The 14,302-nt window shown below is 62.6% G+C and carries 16 protein-coding genes; 11 read left to right on the forward strand and 5 right to left on the reverse strand.

The genetic code is table 11. The features are described 5' to 3' along the window. Nucleotides 1–24 precede the first annotated feature (24 nt). From CXR42_RS13415 to CXR42_RS13435, 5 genes are all read right to left on the reverse strand, one after another. The gene (locus CXR42_RS13415) at nt 25–942 is read right to left on the reverse strand and encodes a radical SAM protein (protein ID WP_103258052.1); all 918 of its coding nucleotides are present in this window, start codon (nt 940–942) and stop codon (nt 25–27) included. A 43-nt stretch (nt 943–985) separates the two neighbouring features. After that, the gene (locus tag CXR42_RS13420) at nt 986–2,653 is read right to left on the reverse strand and encodes a B12-binding domain-containing radical SAM protein (protein WP_103258053.1); all 1,668 of its coding nucleotides are present in this window, start codon (nt 2,651–2,653) and stop codon (nt 986–988) included. Nucleotides 2,654–3,174: 521 nt separating this feature from the next. Further along, nucleotides 3,175–4,713, reverse strand: coding sequence for an ABC transporter transmembrane domain-containing protein (locus CXR42_RS13425; RefSeq protein ID WP_103258054.1), 1,539 nt, complete (start codon nt 4,711–4,713; stop codon nt 3,175–3,177). Beyond that, entirely contained in the window at nt 4,710–5,753 is a 1,044-nt protein-coding gene (locus CXR42_RS13430) for a DUF1611 domain-containing protein (RefSeq protein ID WP_103258055.1), read from the reverse strand. The genes CXR42_RS13425 and CXR42_RS13430 overlap by 4 nt, the downstream gene beginning before the upstream one ends. Nucleotides 5,754–5,793: 40 nt before the next feature. Further along, nucleotides 5,794–6,621, reverse strand: coding sequence for an alpha/beta fold hydrolase (locus CXR42_RS13435; RefSeq protein ID WP_103258056.1), 828 nt, complete (start codon nt 6,619–6,621; stop codon nt 5,794–5,796). Between the two features lie 761 nt (nt 6,622–7,382). On the opposite strand from CXR42_RS13435, the gene CXR42_RS19585 reads away from it, so the two are divergent. The 11 genes from CXR42_RS19585 (at nt 7,383) to sctR (ending at nt 14,302) form a co-directional block, all read left to right on the forward strand. Further along, complete coding sequence (locus CXR42_RS19585; RefSeq protein ID WP_180996062.1) at nt 7,383–7,553, forward strand: hypothetical protein; 171 nt, start codon at nt 7,383–7,385, stop codon at nt 7,551–7,553. 163 nt (nt 7,554–7,716) lie between these two features. Beyond that, on the forward strand, nt 7,717–8,361 hold the full coding sequence (locus CXR42_RS13440) for a hypothetical protein (RefSeq protein ID WP_146038075.1): 645 nt from the start codon (nt 7,717–7,719) through the stop codon (nt 8,359–8,361). Between the two features lie 21 nt (nt 8,362–8,382). Further along, nucleotides 8,383–8,550 carry a hypothetical protein gene (locus tag CXR42_RS19590; RefSeq protein WP_180996063.1) on the forward strand — a complete coding sequence of 56 codons (168 nt, stop codon included), beginning with the start codon at nt 8,383–8,385 and terminating at the stop codon, nt 8,548–8,550. Nucleotides 8,551–8,555: 5 nt separating this feature from the next. Further along, nucleotides 8,556–8,927: a hypothetical protein gene (locus CXR42_RS13445; protein WP_103258058.1), complete on the forward strand. Its 372-nt coding sequence runs from the start codon at nt 8,556–8,558 to the stop codon at nt 8,925–8,927. Next, nucleotides 8,927–9,550 carry a type III secretion system inner membrane ring lipoprotein SctJ gene (gene sctJ, locus CXR42_RS13450; protein ID WP_103258059.1) on the forward strand — a complete coding sequence of 208 codons (624 nt, stop codon included), beginning with the start codon at nt 8,927–8,929 and terminating at the stop codon, nt 9,548–9,550. The genes CXR42_RS13445 and sctJ overlap by 1 nt, the downstream gene beginning before the upstream one ends. Further along, on the forward strand, nt 9,547–10,188 hold the full coding sequence (locus CXR42_RS13455) for a hypothetical protein (protein ID WP_103258060.1): 642 nt from the start codon (nt 9,547–9,549) through the stop codon (nt 10,186–10,188). Before sctJ ends, CXR42_RS13455 begins: the two co-directional genes overlap by 4 nt. Then, the gene (locus CXR42_RS13460; protein WP_146038076.1) at nt 10,139–10,810 is read left to right on the forward strand and encodes a FliH/SctL family protein; all 672 of its coding nucleotides are present in this window, start codon (nt 10,139–10,141) and stop codon (nt 10,808–10,810) included. The genes CXR42_RS13455 and CXR42_RS13460 overlap by 50 nt, the downstream gene beginning before the upstream one ends. Next, nucleotides 10,807–12,126, forward strand: a complete 1,320-nt coding sequence (locus CXR42_RS13465) for a FliI/YscN family ATPase (protein ID WP_103258062.1) — start codon at nt 10,807–10,809, stop codon at nt 12,124–12,126. Before CXR42_RS13460 ends, CXR42_RS13465 begins: the two co-directional genes overlap by 4 nt. Further along, nucleotides 12,123–12,584, forward strand: a complete 462-nt coding sequence (locus CXR42_RS19385; RefSeq protein WP_146038077.1) for a hypothetical protein — start codon at nt 12,123–12,125, stop codon at nt 12,582–12,584. The genes CXR42_RS13465 and CXR42_RS19385 overlap by 4 nt, the downstream gene beginning before the upstream one ends. Further along, nucleotides 12,562–13,659 carry a type III secretion system cytoplasmic ring protein SctQ gene (sctQ, locus tag CXR42_RS13475; RefSeq protein ID WP_103258064.1) on the forward strand — a complete coding sequence of 366 codons (1,098 nt, stop codon included), beginning with the start codon at nt 12,562–12,564 and terminating at the stop codon, nt 13,657–13,659. The genes CXR42_RS19385 and sctQ overlap by 23 nt, the downstream gene beginning before the upstream one ends. Next, nucleotides 13,652–14,302, forward strand: coding sequence for a type III secretion system export apparatus subunit SctR (gene sctR / locus CXR42_RS13480; protein WP_103258065.1), 651 nt, complete (start codon nt 13,652–13,654; stop codon nt 14,300–14,302). Before sctQ ends, sctR begins: the two co-directional genes overlap by 8 nt.

Raw genomic sequence — 14,302 nt, forward strand, 5'->3', positions numbered from 1 at the left:
TGTCCGCCCCCCGCGCTGTTCGGATCAGGCAAAGAACATCGGGCCGGGCATCACTGCCTTGCGCGAATTGCATCCGCGGCAGATCTCCATGTTGCCCAGGTCCCGCACCCGCGAGCGGATGATGTCGCGCAGGTTGTCACGATCGATGTGACCCACGTTCGAAACGTGTCCGAAGTCCTGGAAGCACCCCAGGATATCGCCCTTGTGGCTGATGCTTACGCTGCCATCGCCGATGGGGCAGTACCGCTTGTTCTGCGCCAGGCCGATCAGGGTGTTCAGGAAGAACTTCACCTTGCCGGTGCCGGTCTTGTATTCGCTTTCCGAAATCTTGATGCCCAGATCACGGGACAGCTGGGCACGCTTGCGATTGTCTTCGGCGTGATCCACCTCGCCGCCACGGTTCCACAGCGGAAAGAGGTAGAAGTTGCTGTACCCGAACGAGCGCAGCTTTTCGACGGTAAGGGGAAGGCTGTCATAAATCACCGGCCCGCCGGTCAGGTGGACATAGACCTTGTGCCCGGCCGCCTCGCCCAAAGCGGCGATGTTGCGCCAGATCCGGTCATAGTTCAGCCCGATATGAACCTTGTCGAAAACGGGTTTGACGACCGAGCTTACGGACAGCCGGATCACGTCCACGTTGTTCACGACGGCATCGATGTTCTTCTGCGTGAAGGTGACGCCGGTCGTGGTCACATCCGTGGTGATCCCGGGACGGCGCATGATCTCAAGCAGCGTGTGAAACTGGGGATGGATTGTCGGTTCGCCCCGCCCGGCAAGATCGATTTCCCAGACATAGGACGGATCGACCTGGTCGATGATGCGCTCCATCATCTCGACCGACATGAAGCCGTCGTCACGGATCACGGACCGCGGGCACATGCTGCAGGCCGCAGGGCACGACGGGGTAGGCTCGATGTTCACAAGAACCTTGCGCGGCAGCATGCGAATGCTCCTTTCAGTTTGATCGATCAAGACGGGTGTGCGGTCAGGCCGGTGCGTGCTGGGGCATCGGATGGGCCGGCGACATGGGGTTCATCAGATCGCGCTGGTTGGTGTCGGTTGCATCGCTGATCACGATGCCCAACTCATCCAGCTCTCGCAGAATCTCGCGCGACAGACGTTTCACGTGATCGGGGTCGTGGCGATAGTCCTTCGGAGCGAAGGCAAGGCGCTCCAGCAGCTTCTCCACGCGGTAGTTGTCGCGCAGGGAACGTTCCGGCATGAGAGGCAGCTGGTAGGGGATCTGCCACAACACCGAAACCGCCCGTTCATTCTGCCATCGCACGGCACGGAAGGTTTCCTGATGCAGCGCGCGGGCGGTATGCACATCCATTCCGACGTGGCTCCAGTCGGCGTCCGGGTCGTCGAAATCGGAGACCTGAATGTTGTACTTGTCGGCATCGTCCCAGACGGGCATCGTCTCGTCCGTCAGGGAAAAGACCGAAAGCACGATGTGGCGCTCGAATTCTTCGACCAGGTAATCATGGGTCAATCGGTAGTCGTCGACGGTCTCGCCCGGGTAGCCGATCATGAACGAGCTGCGGAAATCGATACTGCTTTTCAGCAGCATCTCATGCGCCTTCCGGTTGTGCGTCGCCCGGACGGCCTTATTCATATATTTGAGAGAGTTTTCGCTCATCGACTCAAATCCAATCGATAGCGTGATGCAATGCGATGCCTCCAGACCGTCAATCGTTTCCTGGTCGGTCAGAACATTCGCACGCGAATAGGCCTCCCACTTTATATCATGCTGCGGCAGATCCTTGAGCAACTGGCGAAGCCGCTTCGGGGGCACCGTAAATGTCGAATCCATGGCGCGGATCAGCTGGCTTGAATTCTTCTCGGAGTAATGAAGCCAATCGCTGATGATCTTTTCGGACGATTTGTATCGCCACAGAGGTGAAGCCGCGGGGAACGAACAGAACTTGCATGTGAAAGGGCAGCCCCGCATCGACTCGTAGGGAACGATCCGGCGCGTGCCGTCGAATTCCGGCGATGGAAAGGCGTCCAGGTCGATGTATTCCGTCTTGTTCACGCAGATCTCGCGCGACGGGCCTTCGCCCTTGGCCCAGACAAGGTTTGGCACCTCGCCAAAGGCGCGGTCTCCTTCGATCTGGCGCAAGAGGGCAGGAAAGGAAACCTCGGCGTCGCCCTTCACAATGAAGTCGACTGCGGGAAAATCCTCCATGATTTTCTTGTACTTGAGGTTGCTGTATTGGCCGCCGACGATCAGGATGACATCGGGGAAATGCTTTTCGACCCAAGCCACAGCCATGCGCATCGATCGCATGTTCACGATGTAGGTCGTCGACAGGGCGATGACGTCTGGCGATGTCCGGGGCAAGCGCTGACCGTCCCACAGGTCTTCCAGGCGGAAAAGTTCATAGTCATACCCGGCCGTTTCAAGGATTGATGTAACGGCCTCGGTGGTCAGGTGCGGCTCGGCTTCAAGGCGCGGGCGGATCAGTGGCTTCGGACCTTCCTCGGTGCGATAGTGGAAATGCTGCATGCCCAGACGGCGGTTCAGACCTGGATGAAGTGGCGGTTGTTCCGCCTTGCGATCAAATAATGTGCCTTCAAGATTGTCGCTGTCATAAAAGGAACTTGCAGCAGGCCAGATCGGCCCAAGGCCGGATAGCAAAACAATCTGCATGATCTCACCTTTTAAGCAGGGTCATATACGCAAGGTATATCAACCCCGTTGGTTTATGTTCTCCCTGTGGTTGAACAGCTAGTTGGCATCCATAGGCCGTCAAGGACGCTACGTAAACGAATCAGAAAGATTCTGCACCGCCGCATCAATCAGGCAGCGCGCCGATCCGGAAAAATGTGAGATTACCTAGGGTTGTGTACTGGGCCGAGATCGGCCTGACGTTGAAATTTCTTCCTGTCCGGGTCTTGAACCGGACCCGCCGACACCCCACTAAGCGAAATCTTCGCAGGTGCAGCATTATTCTGCTGCTTTCCTAGGCCGGAGCGCGTGGTCGAACCGTCAGCCCTCGGTCACAGTGCCGTCGCCTGCGCGTCATCCCTCCTTCATGGGATCGTCATCGCGGCCTGCGGCGTGAGCCCCATGTGCTGGATGCATGGTCTCATCTGGACTGTGGCCCTTCGGCACGCCTGGCCGGTTAGGGTTCTGCATCAACGCCGTTCGGCGGCATCTGGCTGCCACCATCATCCGGCATCGGGGTTGGCCGGTTTCGCTGCAACCGTGACCACCGTTTGCAGGCTTTGGGCGATATAGGCCTGCATGTCCTCGGGCAGTGGCAGACCGCCCGCGTCAAGCAGCAGTACCTTGGGCCGCTGCACTGCGGCTCTCAACGCGGATAGCCGAAGCCTGTCGGCGGACGAAAGGGTGCGGCCGTTTTCGGGGATCGGGCCGTCAAGGCCGCCGAGACGCGCCAAGGCAGGCCCAAGACCAGCCCGTGCCAGCCGCTTGAGGAGTCTCTCGTCAGCGGGGCGGTCCGTCAGCCCAAGGCAGATGTTGCGCCGGACGCTCCCTTTCAGCAGCACGGGCGCGGCGCTAAGTACACCGATGTTGCGGCGGATTGACCCCGGGGTCAACGCATCAAGCGCGATGCCGTCCAGCATGACCACCACATCCGGGTCTCTGTCCTGCCCTGACAGAAGACGCATCAACCGGTCGATGTCCGGCCCGCTGATCGCCCCCTGCGTGCCCGGCGCAAGGTCCAGCTGTGTCGGCGTTGTCAGGCCGGGGGCGGCAATCACCGTCAACTGGCCGGAGGCTTGCTCCAGACGTACCGGGTCAGGCCGAGGGGTTCGGTCTGGTCCCCCATGATCAGCCAGATGCCGGGACAGCGTACCGCGCGCAATCCGCCAACCAGCCAGCCGGTCAATGGCCCCTGCCAGTTCCACAAGCGCATGGCCGATTACCCCAAGGGCAGCAAGCGCGGCTGCAATTTCGCCCGCCGGCAGCCCGCGGTGGGCACCGTCCCACAGCACGGCCACCCCACAAAGCCCGGCGAGTCCACCCGGCAGGGCGCGCAGCCCTTCGGCCCTGATCAGCCGCGCGGCGGACTTGCGGTGCAGGGCCCGCCCGGCGGTGGCCAGACGCGATACCTCGGCCTGACGGCGACCAAGGCGGGCCAGGTCGGGCGCGATCGGCAGACGCTCGGCCATGTCGGCAACAAGCTTGGCCCGCGTCCGGCGCAAGTCCTTGTGCGCCCGGGTCAGGGCACCCTGTGTCAGCGCAAGACTTGCCAAGGTCAGGCCGGTCAGTGCTGCCCCGGCCACCCCGAAACGGAGATCGATCATGAGCAGGGCCAGGACGCCCGCCGGGACCAGGGTCACCGCCTGCAGGACCTGCGGCAGACTGCGACTTATGCCGTCCTTCAGGGTGGTCATGTCGCCAGTCAACCGCAACATGAGATAGCCGCGCCTGCGCCCGGCCAGCCGTTCCGGCGATGCCTCCATCGCGTGACGATACAGCGCCTCGCGAATGGCGATCGTCTGGTCCTGCCCCAGCCGTTCCGCCAGAAGGCGCAGGCCTGGACGCAACCCTGCCAGCGCCAGCGCCGCGCCGCCGATCAGCCCCAGGGCAAGCCCCGGGACCGCGCCATCCTCAAGCCCCGCAAAGGCAAGCCGCGTGCCCGCCACGCCCGCCACGAGGGCAAGGGCCTGCACCAGCGCCAGCGCCGCGAGGCCGCCCCAGACCGCCCGCCGGCCCTTGGCAAAGAGGGGCGGCACCGTCATGCCGCCGCCGCCAACCCTTGCGCCCGCGCGAGCAGCCCGGAGGCGACGGCCGGGTCCATCAGACCTGCCCGGGTGACAACCGTGACCCCGGTCATCGCTTCGGCCTCGGCGCTGGCCATGGGCGAGCAAGAGAGCAAGCCGGTCAGGCACAGCGGCCGCAAGCCATGACCCGCCAGCACGGAAACGCCGCCGGCCGCCGCAACGGCATCGCCACAGGCGAAGACCGATCCCTGCATCCGCGCTACAAACCCGGGGTCCGCCAGCAGCGCGGCGGTTTCCTTCTGAAAGATGCCATCGGCAACCTCCATTACCGCGACCGTCGCACCCTGCGCTTCGGCTGCGGCAAGCAGGGTGTCGATCCCCGCCTTCACGCGTTCCAGCGGCTCCAGATACGTGGTGACCATCCCGGCATCAGTGAAATCGCCTACAAAAGCAGCACCGGCATCGGCATAGTCGTTCACATCGCCAAAGGAGCCGGTTCCCGTGCCCTTCAGGGCCGCCACTGCAAAGCCCGCCCTGGTCAGACCATGCGTCAGCGCCACCGTCGCCGTCGTCTTGCCCGAGTTCATCGAGGTCCCGACCACCACGATCAGGGGAATCTCGGCGAACTTCGTCGGCGTCGGCAAGCCGAAATTGGCGGTTGTCAGCGTGTGTCCCGCGGCGTTGGTCAATCGGCCAAGAGGTTGCACCCGGGTTGGTGCTTTCATCTTGTCATGCCGCCAGACCATTCGACCCAGGCAGCCACCGCCGGCAAGCATGTCGCAACCTTCGGGATCGATTTCGGCCAGGCCTTCGAACTGGTCGGGGGCATAGCGTGCGCCACATGGCATCACGATCACGTCTCCGGAATAAAGCGTCGCGGGCCGCCCTTCGGCAAGCTGGATACGGCCATGCTGCCCGACCGTAAGCACCCGGCCAAGGATCAGGTCGCCCGCCCGCGCGTTGCTGACATTGGGGTCAAGCCCGGCCGCCAGGTCGCGCGGAACGCGCCGCGCCGAAAAGGCCCATTTGGTCGGAGCGGGAAGGGTGAAAGCGGTCATGGGGATACTCCTTAGGTGGGTTGGAAAGGGGGAAGCGGCATCAGCCGCCGTGCACGACGCGGGCGGCAAGACCGCCGATCTGATCGCATTCCGTGAAGTCATGGCCGCAGCCGGGCAGGACCGTCAGGTCAATGTCGGGCGTCAGCCCCAGAACCCGGGCGGCTTGCTCAAATGCCCTTGCATAACGGAAGGCGCGTTCCAGCCGAGTCTTGCCCTGGCAAGCGTCAAGGTCGGCCGTCTGGCGCAGGCTGGCATCCCGGGCGGTGTCTTCGGCTCCGACCCACAAACGTACCCGCAGCGACAGGTACTGCCGCAATTGCAGCCGCGACAGGGCAGCAGCATCGAAGGCGCGCCGCCGCCGCGACGGCGCCACCGCAAGGCCCTGTGGCCAAGGCAACGAGACATCCGGCAGGGTGTACCAGCCCGGTGCCGCGAGATGCAGCGTGGCCACCCGATGCGGATACAGCATCGCAAACCGGTGGGCGAGTTGTGCGCCGCCCGAAAAGCCGAAGAGATCGACGCGCTGGTCTGCCAGCCCCGCCTGCTTGAAAAGATCAAGAAGGGCAAGGTCCGGCCGCACCCTGCCAATCTGTTGGAAACGTGGCCACTGCCCATCGGCAAAGCGCGGCACCAGAAGGGCGCGGCCCTCGGCGGCGGCAAGCGGACCAAAGGCCTGCCACATCGCTCGGGCATTGCGGGAAATGCCGTGCAGCGCGACGAGGGGCACTGGCTCGGCGGTCGGGCTGGCGTCATCCGTGGCCAAGAGCCGCGAGGTCAGCCGCCGGCCCGCCCCCAGCGCAAGCAATCGCTGCGCAGCCATCTGCGGCACGGCCGCAAGTGGGGCTTCCATATGTTGAAACATGACCATGGCATCTCTCCTTCGAACTCGTGTCGAGGGGGAAACGCAGCAGGTCGCAGGTTTATTGCATGAAGATTTTGCAACAGATTTCGCATCGTTTCGCAGTCCTCCTGGCGCGGGCAGGGGCGGGGCCTTGTCCGGGGGGCTACCATCGAGAGGGCGAGGAGGATGGCCCCGAGGTGGGGGTCGGGAGGCGTGTGTCCACGGTGGACATAAAGCAAAAACATTTTATTTTCAGTGCTTTGGATTTTTTCATTCAGGCTTTGTCAACCATGCGCGGCGAGGGGGCAGGGATTGCGGTCCCCATCCACGACCCCGAAATGGTGCGTGACAGCAGACGCCCTACCGGCTGGCCGGCCGGGGCCTGCGCGACGATGCTGGGATGGCACCCAGCTTGCGCCTGCCAATCGGCTTCTCGGCCGCCGGTCCACTTTGCGGCAACCGCTCGTCGTCAGTATTCCGGGCAGCTAGAAAGAGTCCTGCGATCCGACCAACCGCGTCCCAGAGAGAACGGGCGACGGGGGCCAAGGCCACTTTTCATCCACCCGAAGTCCCGTCCGCCAGAGCCAAACCGCGCCCCCCTTGCGCAAAATGCCTAGGTGTAAGTGCGGATGTTCTGCGCCTGACGATTGGTTAACCTTATCTTGCATGCAGCCCAAATCGGGGGCCTTTGATCGAACACCTTCTTGGTCCGCACAAAGGCAAACCTATCAAGACGCCGATAAACGGAAAGCATGACGCGCAATTGAACAACTTAGAGGAAGAAAACAATGGGCGAAACTACCGGCACGCCAGTTAACCAGGACGTCGCGAACGGGATTACGGATCTCGGTACGATGTCTGCAGACAACCGTCTGTTCACCAAAGAGCTCACAAAGGCCCAAATCATGATGAACATTGACAACAAGCTGGCTCAGACCTCGGACAAGATCGGCAAGTAATCAGCAGTTGTGGTCAGGTCCACCCGGGCACCCTTGCGCAGGCAAGGGTGCCTTTTCTTTGCGCCATCCGCGCGTCGGGGTGGGCCGGGCGGCCTGCGTAGAACTACGGAAGCTTGCGGTTTGCCCGACTAGGACCACGCGGACGCATCGCTACCCTGAGGTCATGGAAAACAGTCGCGCTCCCTTCAAGATCGCCCGGACAGCAGCCTTGATGCTGTGCTTGTCCTGTGCAGTCCAGGCTGAAACCTTGCCACCCGAAATGCATGTCGTGGCAATGCCGCTGTCGGCGGTTCTGACCTGGTATTCGGAACAGACCGGTCAAACGGTGGTGGTGCCTGATGGGCTATCCGGGACTGTGGCTGATGTGCGGCTGACCGCCCGGACGGAAGAGTTCACCGCCTGGCTTGCCCGTGACTTTGGTCTGGACCACTACCGTATCGGAGCGACGCTGCATTTTTCGCCGGCTTCTGACTCCCTGCGGTATTTGCTTCCGTTGAACGGTATTCCGTTGGCTGACCTGATTGCAGGCGTCGAAGCCCTTGATGCGGCGGCTGCGCTGCCTTTGACCCCCGGGAACCAGAATGGGACGGCGGTTCTCGTCTCTGGCCCTGCTGGCTTTGTTGCACTGGTCGAGACCGTGCTTGCCGACCTGCAGGCCGACCGCGCCCTGCGCAGCCGAATTGTCATCAACCGGGGCGGCCAGCTGACGGTGGACGAGATGGGGTCGCGCCGGTCCATCGTGTCAATTCAACCGCCGGAGCCGTCAGAGCCTTCGGTGGAGCCCGAACCGACCGCAGCCGAAAACTGAAACGAAAGCAGGAGACAACCGATGACAACTGTCGACCCGAATGCAAAGCCCACGACTCCCCCCCCGACGGCGGAGGAGCTGTTCAAGAAAGCCGTGAGCCAGGCAATGCTTCAGGAGGGGATATCGATCTATCAGATGGGTCAGGTCGGCATCAGCCTGGCTCAAGGGTTCAAGGCGTCGGACGAGTAACGGCGATGGCCATCGTTACCGATCCCACCGCCGCTCCGGCCGCCATCCCGATCAGCGAACTGGCGGCAAGCCCGCCAGTGTCCACGCTGGCTGACAGCGCGAAGACGGCCATGTCGCACTTGCGCGGTGAAAGCCTGAAAAACATGGATGCCTCGGCAAAGCTGCGCGACCCGGTGGCGAAAGACCCCATCGCCGAAGCCCGCGCTGCTTTGCGGCCCGGGCCGGCGGAAAGCCAGCGGGTCACCGAAGCCGCCCAGACGATGCAGACATTCCAGATGCTAAGCCAAATGACCTGGCGAATGGTGGCGTTCGAGTTGGGCAGCGCGTCGCTGCAAAAGACCGACAAGTCCATCAAGATGTTCATTCAGGCGCAGTGATGGCTGACCGCATGCACACAGCCTTGTTTCGGACGAAGGGCCTGGTCCTCTTGACCGCTGCGTTCTTTCTGGCGGCGTGCAAGGAAGATCTGAACAAGAACCTGTCGGAACGGGATGCGAACGAGATCTTCGCGGTTCTGGCAGAAAACAACGTCGCCGCCGACCGTGTCTTCGACGCGGGCAGCGGAACCTACACGATTGCGGTGGAAAGCGACCAGCTGGCGCGGGCGATCATCCTGCTAAAGGAGCGCGGCCTGCCGAGATCGGCCTTCGAGGATATGGGAGCCGTCTTCAAGGGGGAAGGACTGGTCTCGACCCCGTTCGAGCAGAAGGCGCGCTACACTTTCGCCATCACGCAAGAGCTGTCGGAAAGCATCAGCCGGATCGACGGTGTCGTCGAGGCGCGCGTTCACGTCGTTATTCCCGATCCCAATCGGATCACCCGGGAATCGGCTCCGGCACGGGCTGCGATCTTCATCTACCATCTGGACCGCTTTGACCTTGAGGCAGCCTCGCCGACAATCAAGACAGCCGTGGCGTCAAGCATCGAGGGGCTGGATTACGAGCATATCACGATCGCGGCCTTCCGGTCGGACTTTTCCGCAATGGTGGCGGGCCGATGATCACCGTGCATTCCGACTGGCATCTGGCAAGCTGGGCCCGGGGCGCGGCGGGATCTGCACTGTTGCATGTGCTTCTTGAAGACACGCGATTGCAGGCGCGTCTTCAGCTTATTGCCACGCGGGGGCGGCAACTGTCGAACCTGGCGGATCTGGCCGACGATATTCGCAGCGTCCTGGAGTGGTTCAACCGCGATCCCTCTGCAGTGATCTTTCGACGGCTTGGCGTCTTGCTGCATGCCTCCGCCTGGGGAACATCCCTGGTGACGAACCGGGGGAAGGGCGTCCCTGAGTGGATAGCCCTGGACGAGATCAAGCGCGGGTTGCAGGTGCTGCACGCCTTGCCAGAGGCGGAGGCGCTGCGCGTTTCAGGGCCTGCATCCATCCCGGAGGACCTGCTGGCAGAGGGAAAAGGCATCATTGCCGGATGGTGGGCTGCCCTGGACCCGGACCTGGTCGCTGATCTGGTGCTCGTGTGCCCGATGGACCTTTCGCGAGACCTGCCTGAGGCCGCCCTTCCGGCCGAGATTTGCGCACAAGCTGTCGTGGCAAGTGCCCTGAGCGAGATGGGCGTGGCCTACGCCACCGCCTTTGATCCAGAGCTGGCCGGGGTGGTGCAGGACGGAGGCTTTGATGATTGAGGTGTACACCCCCGATCAACGCTTGACCGGCAAGCAGGCAACGGGCGCTCTGTCCGAGGCGTCGAAGATCCTTAACGCCAAGGCGCGGGCGGAAGCGTTGCTGGCCGCGGCCAAGGCCGAAGCGGCGGCCATCACTGACACAGCGCGGCAAAAGGCGGCCGCGATCGTCCTTCAGGCCGAAAAAGACGCAGAAGCGGCGCGCCTCGCCGCTGAACAGGCGCTGGACGAAATGCAGGTCGCTCTGCGCAAGGATCTGGATGGGCAACTGGCCCGGGAACTTGCTGCGATAGCGACCCAGCTGGATGGGATCGTGCTTGCCGCTTTCGAAAGGCTGGTTGGCGATATCGGGGCGGCACCCATGGTGCGCGCGGCTGTTTTGCATATTCTTCGCACCAATCCGCAGATCACGGCAAGCCGCCTGAGGGTGGCTGCCTGTGATCTGGAATCCTTGGCCGACCTGCCTGTCGAAGTCGCCGAAGATGCGGCGCTGGGTCCCTGCGAGGCGGTCCTGGAAACCTCACACGGAATGATCGATTTGGGCCGGGTCGCACAGCTGTCCGCCCTTGGTTCCGCCATCGGGGCGAATGGTGCGACCACCTATCCCGAACGGGGGGCCGCATGACCGAGCCAGCGCATCAAGCAAGGCTTTCGGGACTGCGTGCGAACGTCGCAGCCTTTGGCGGCTTGCAGGTTCACGGTCATCTGACCCGCATCCTTGGCCCGCTGGCACGGACGAACCTGATCGTCTCGAAGCTGGGCGACATCTGCCGGCTTGAACAGCCGGGTCTCGCGCCTGTCCTTGCCGAAGTTGTCGGTTTCGACGGAGGCGAAGCGGTTCTGAGCGTGCTTGGCTCGACCAGTGGACTGTCGATGGCGTGCCGGGTAGTGCCAACCGGACAGCCCCTGAGCGTGCCGATCTCAAGCGCGCTGCGTGGCCGGGTCATTGATGCTCTTGGGACGCCTATCGATGGGCTGGGGCCTGTTGCGGATACCCGGTTGACCCCCGTCGTCACACCCCCACCCGACCCCTTTGCGCGGCCGCTGATCACGGCACCGATGCCGACCGGTGTACGAGCGATTGATGGACTGCTGACAATTGGCCACGGCCAGCGGATTGCCCTGTTCGGCCCACCGGGCGCGGGAAAATCCTCGCTTCTGGCGCAGATTGCCGGGCAAGCCGAAGCGGATGTCGTTGTCCTTGGGCTGGTGGGCGAACGCGGCCGCGAGGTACGCGAGTTTCTTGACCGCCAACTGCCACCGCAGCGCCGCCGCAACTGTGTGGTCGTGGTCGCAACCTCGGATCAGTGGGCGGGTCTAAGACTGACCGCCTGCCACACGGCTACAGCCATAGCCGAGCATTTTCGTGCCGAAGGGCAGAAGGTTCTGCTGCTGATGGACAGCGTGACGCGGTTTGCCCGTGCATTGCGCGAAGTTGGATTGGCGGCTGGCCTGCCCGCGGCACGACGCGGCTTTACGTCAAACGTCTTTGTCGAACTGCCCCGTCTGTTCGAGCGCGCCGGCGGCACGCAAGACGGCTCGATCACCGGGATCTACACGGTCCTTTTGGAGGGCGATCGCGAAGACGATCCGATCCGCGAGGAAGTGCAAAGCCTTCTGGACGGGCACATCTATCTGGACGAAAAACTTGCCCATGCGGCCCATTACCCTGCGATTGATGTCCTGAGGTCGAAAAGCCGCTTGTTCGGGGCTTTGGCAACCGCGCCTCAGGCGCAGGCCGCAAGCGCCATTTCGGCGATGCTGTCACGGCTGGAGGAGGTGGAATTCCTTGTGCGCGTCGGCGAGTATGACCATGGCTCCGACCCCGAGGTAGACCGCGCGCTAAGCTGCAAGGCCGCGATCAACGCCTTTCTTCGGCAAGGCGAGGAGGCATCGCCGATGACCAATACGCTGGCAAGACTCGCGAGCGTGGTGTCATGAGCGTCCCACTGCTTTCAAGTTTGCTGAAGGTCCGGCAGTTGCAGGCCGAGCGGGCCCGAATGCGGCTCTCGGACGCGGTTATGGCTGAAAGAGCGGCCCGAGACGACGAGACTTGCACCCATCAAAGGACGGCAGCGTCGGCCTTGGAACGACAGAATGTTCTTGCGGAAATGGGCCGCCAGGTCGGTGCGGTGCGCGAGATCTACAAGTTTGCCGCCTTGACCGAAGATCATGCCATCATGCTGGACCGCGAAGTCGAAGTACGTCGACGGGCGGCCGAGGCGGTCGAGCATTCGTCGCGCGTGGTGCAAGAGATTGCCGCTGTAGCCCGGCAGGCCCAGCGCACCCAGGAGAAAACCACGGAACTGCTGGCGGTCATGCGCCGGGCGAAGAGCCGTGATGCGCGGCGCGCCATGACCAGACGAGAGGAAGAAGATGCAGGCGCTGGAAGCAAGTGAACCGTTGCAGATCTTTTGTGGCAAAGCCCGCGTCAAGCGGATAGCCGGCGCCTTGCCCGTTGTCACACAAGAAACGGCAAGGATCGCTCCGCGTTGGTTTGGGGCGTTTGCTTCGCGGCAGATGGAGACGAGGTTCGGGCCTTGCAGGTTGCAACCGGGGAAGGTGCAGGCCCGTGCGATGGGGACCCATCTTTCTGCCCGGGGGAAAGTCGGCAAGACCAACTTTCGCGTAAGTCTGCCAAAGCATGTGGTTCCGCACCTGCTTGCCGAAGCGGGGATCGTGATCGACGAATCCGGGATCGATCCCTTCGTTCATGCATTGGTTCTGGAACATGTCTTTGGCCCGATGATCGCTGTCTTTGAGTCGGCGACCGGGCTGCCAGTCTCGCTCAATCGTGTGAGTGACATCGTTGCCGAAGAGGTGGCCGGCCTTCCGATCCAGTTGCGCTATGGCCGGGGCGAAGAGTTGACCGCCTTCGTCGACATGCCCGTGACGGATCTTGAAAGGCTATTGCCGCATCCGGGCAATGCCGCTGCCGAAGTCATCGCCGCGACAACACCCGTTCCAGTCTTTCTTTCTGCCGGAGCCATGTGGATTACCGCAGCGCAATTGGCGGAATGGCGGGCCGGGGATGTGATCGTCTTGTCGGCTGGCAAGGCTCCGCTGGACGCGCTGCTTTGCATCGTCGGTGGCGCCGTGGCCCAGGTTCGCCCGGACAGAAATGCATTTGTCCTTCTGACAGCCTTTCGGCGCCCGCTTTCACCGAACCAAGAAAGGATTCAATCTATGGCACAGACGGAGCTTGCGCCGCCTGCCGACAAGGCCTTGCACCCCGCCGGTATGGGCAGTCTGGACGATGTGGCGCTGATGGTCAGCTTCGACCTTGGACACCGCACGATGACCTTGGCAGAACTGGGCCAGCTGAATGTCGGCTCGGTCTTCGAAATCGGCCTGCTGGCCGATGATCAGGCCAGAATCCGGGTGAACGGCACGGTGATCGGTTCGGCGAGGCTGGTCCAGATCAAGGACAGGTTGGGCGTGCAAATCGTATCGATGCAATCGATCGATGCTTGAACAGGGCGATTTCTTTCCCTTCCTGGTGCTGCTTGGCGGTATGGCCGCCGTGCCGTTCGTGCTGCTTGTGGCGACGTCGTTCGTCAAGATCTCGGTGGTGATGATGATCCTGCGCAACGCGTTGGGCGTCCAGCAGACACCTCCGAACATCGTCATCTATGCAATCGCGCTGGCCCTGACGATCTTCATCATGCAGCCGATCGCCAATCAGGCCTACCAGAACGTGGCGCAACTGGGGTTGGCCTATGAGGCAATCGACGACTTCTCTGCTGCGGCAATGGCAGTCGCCGGGCCGTTCCGCGGATTTCTGGAACGCAACACCGAACCGGAAGACCTGGCCTTCTTTGTCGAGGTGCAGACCCAACTCTGGCAAGGGATCGCCCCGCCTGACGATGCGGCTTCAAGCCTGACGGTCCTCACGCCCGCCTTTCTGCTGTCCGAGCTGACGCGGGCGTTCAAGATGGGGTTTCTGTTGTATCTGCCTTTTCTGGCAGTTGATCTGGTCATCACCACGATATTGATGGCGATGGGCATGCAGCAGGTGTCTCCCACCGTGGTGGCCGTGCCGTTCAAGTTGCTGCTGTTCGTGGCACTGGATGGATGGACCAAGCTGGTTCACGGATTGGTGCTGACCTATGTGTAA

It is taken from the genome of Tabrizicola aquatica, from assembly GCF_002900975.1.
Lineage (GTDB): Bacteria > Pseudomonadota > Alphaproteobacteria > Rhodobacterales > Rhodobacteraceae > Tabrizicola > Tabrizicola aquatica.

Excerpts from the sequence above, each read along its gene's own strand:
- CXR42_RS19385 (WP_146038077.1), top strand. The coding sequence starts at position 12,123 with ATGAGCGTCCCACTGCTTTCAAGTTTGCTGAAGGTCCGGCAGTTGCAG.
- CXR42_RS19585 (WP_180996062.1), top strand. The coding sequence starts at position 7,383 with ATGGGCGAAACTACCGGCACGCCAGTTAACCAGGACGTCGCGAACGGG.
- CXR42_RS13425 (WP_103258054.1), bottom strand. The coding sequence starts at position 4,713 with ATGACGGTGCCGCCCCTCTTTGCCAAGGGCCGGCGGGCGGTCTGGGGC.
- sctJ (WP_103258059.1), top strand. The coding sequence starts at position 8,927 with ATGGCTGACCGCATGCACACAGCCTTGTTTCGGACGAAGGGCCTGGTC.
- sctR (WP_103258065.1), top strand. The coding sequence starts at position 13,652 with ATGCTTGAACAGGGCGATTTCTTTCCCTTCCTGGTGCTGCTTGGCGGT.
- CXR42_RS13420 (WP_103258053.1), bottom strand. The coding sequence starts at position 2,653 with ATGCAGATTGTTTTGCTATCCGGCCTTGGGCCGATCTGGCCTGCTGCA.
- CXR42_RS13430 (WP_103258055.1), bottom strand. The coding sequence starts at position 5,753 with ATGACCGCTTTCACCCTTCCCGCTCCGACCAAATGGGCCTTTTCGGCG.
- CXR42_RS13435 (WP_103258056.1), bottom strand. The coding sequence starts at position 6,621 with ATGGTCATGTTTCAACATATGGAAGCCCCACTTGCGGCCGTGCCGCAG.
- CXR42_RS13415 (WP_103258052.1), bottom strand. The coding sequence starts at position 942 with ATGCTGCCGCGCAAGGTTCTTGTGAACATCGAGCCTACCCCGTCGTGC.
- CXR42_RS19590 (WP_180996063.1), top strand. The coding sequence starts at position 8,383 with ATGACAACTGTCGACCCGAATGCAAAGCCCACGACTCCCCCCCCGACG.
- CXR42_RS13440 (WP_146038075.1), top strand. The coding sequence starts at position 7,717 with ATGGAAAACAGTCGCGCTCCCTTCAAGATCGCCCGGACAGCAGCCTTG.
- CXR42_RS13445 (WP_103258058.1), top strand. The coding sequence starts at position 8,556 with ATGGCCATCGTTACCGATCCCACCGCCGCTCCGGCCGCCATCCCGATC.
- CXR42_RS13455 (WP_103258060.1), top strand. The coding sequence starts at position 9,547 with ATGATCACCGTGCATTCCGACTGGCATCTGGCAAGCTGGGCCCGGGGC.
- sctQ (WP_103258064.1), top strand. The coding sequence starts at position 12,562 with ATGCAGGCGCTGGAAGCAAGTGAACCGTTGCAGATCTTTTGTGGCAAA.
- CXR42_RS13465 (WP_103258062.1), top strand. The coding sequence starts at position 10,807 with ATGACCGAGCCAGCGCATCAAGCAAGGCTTTCGGGACTGCGTGCGAAC.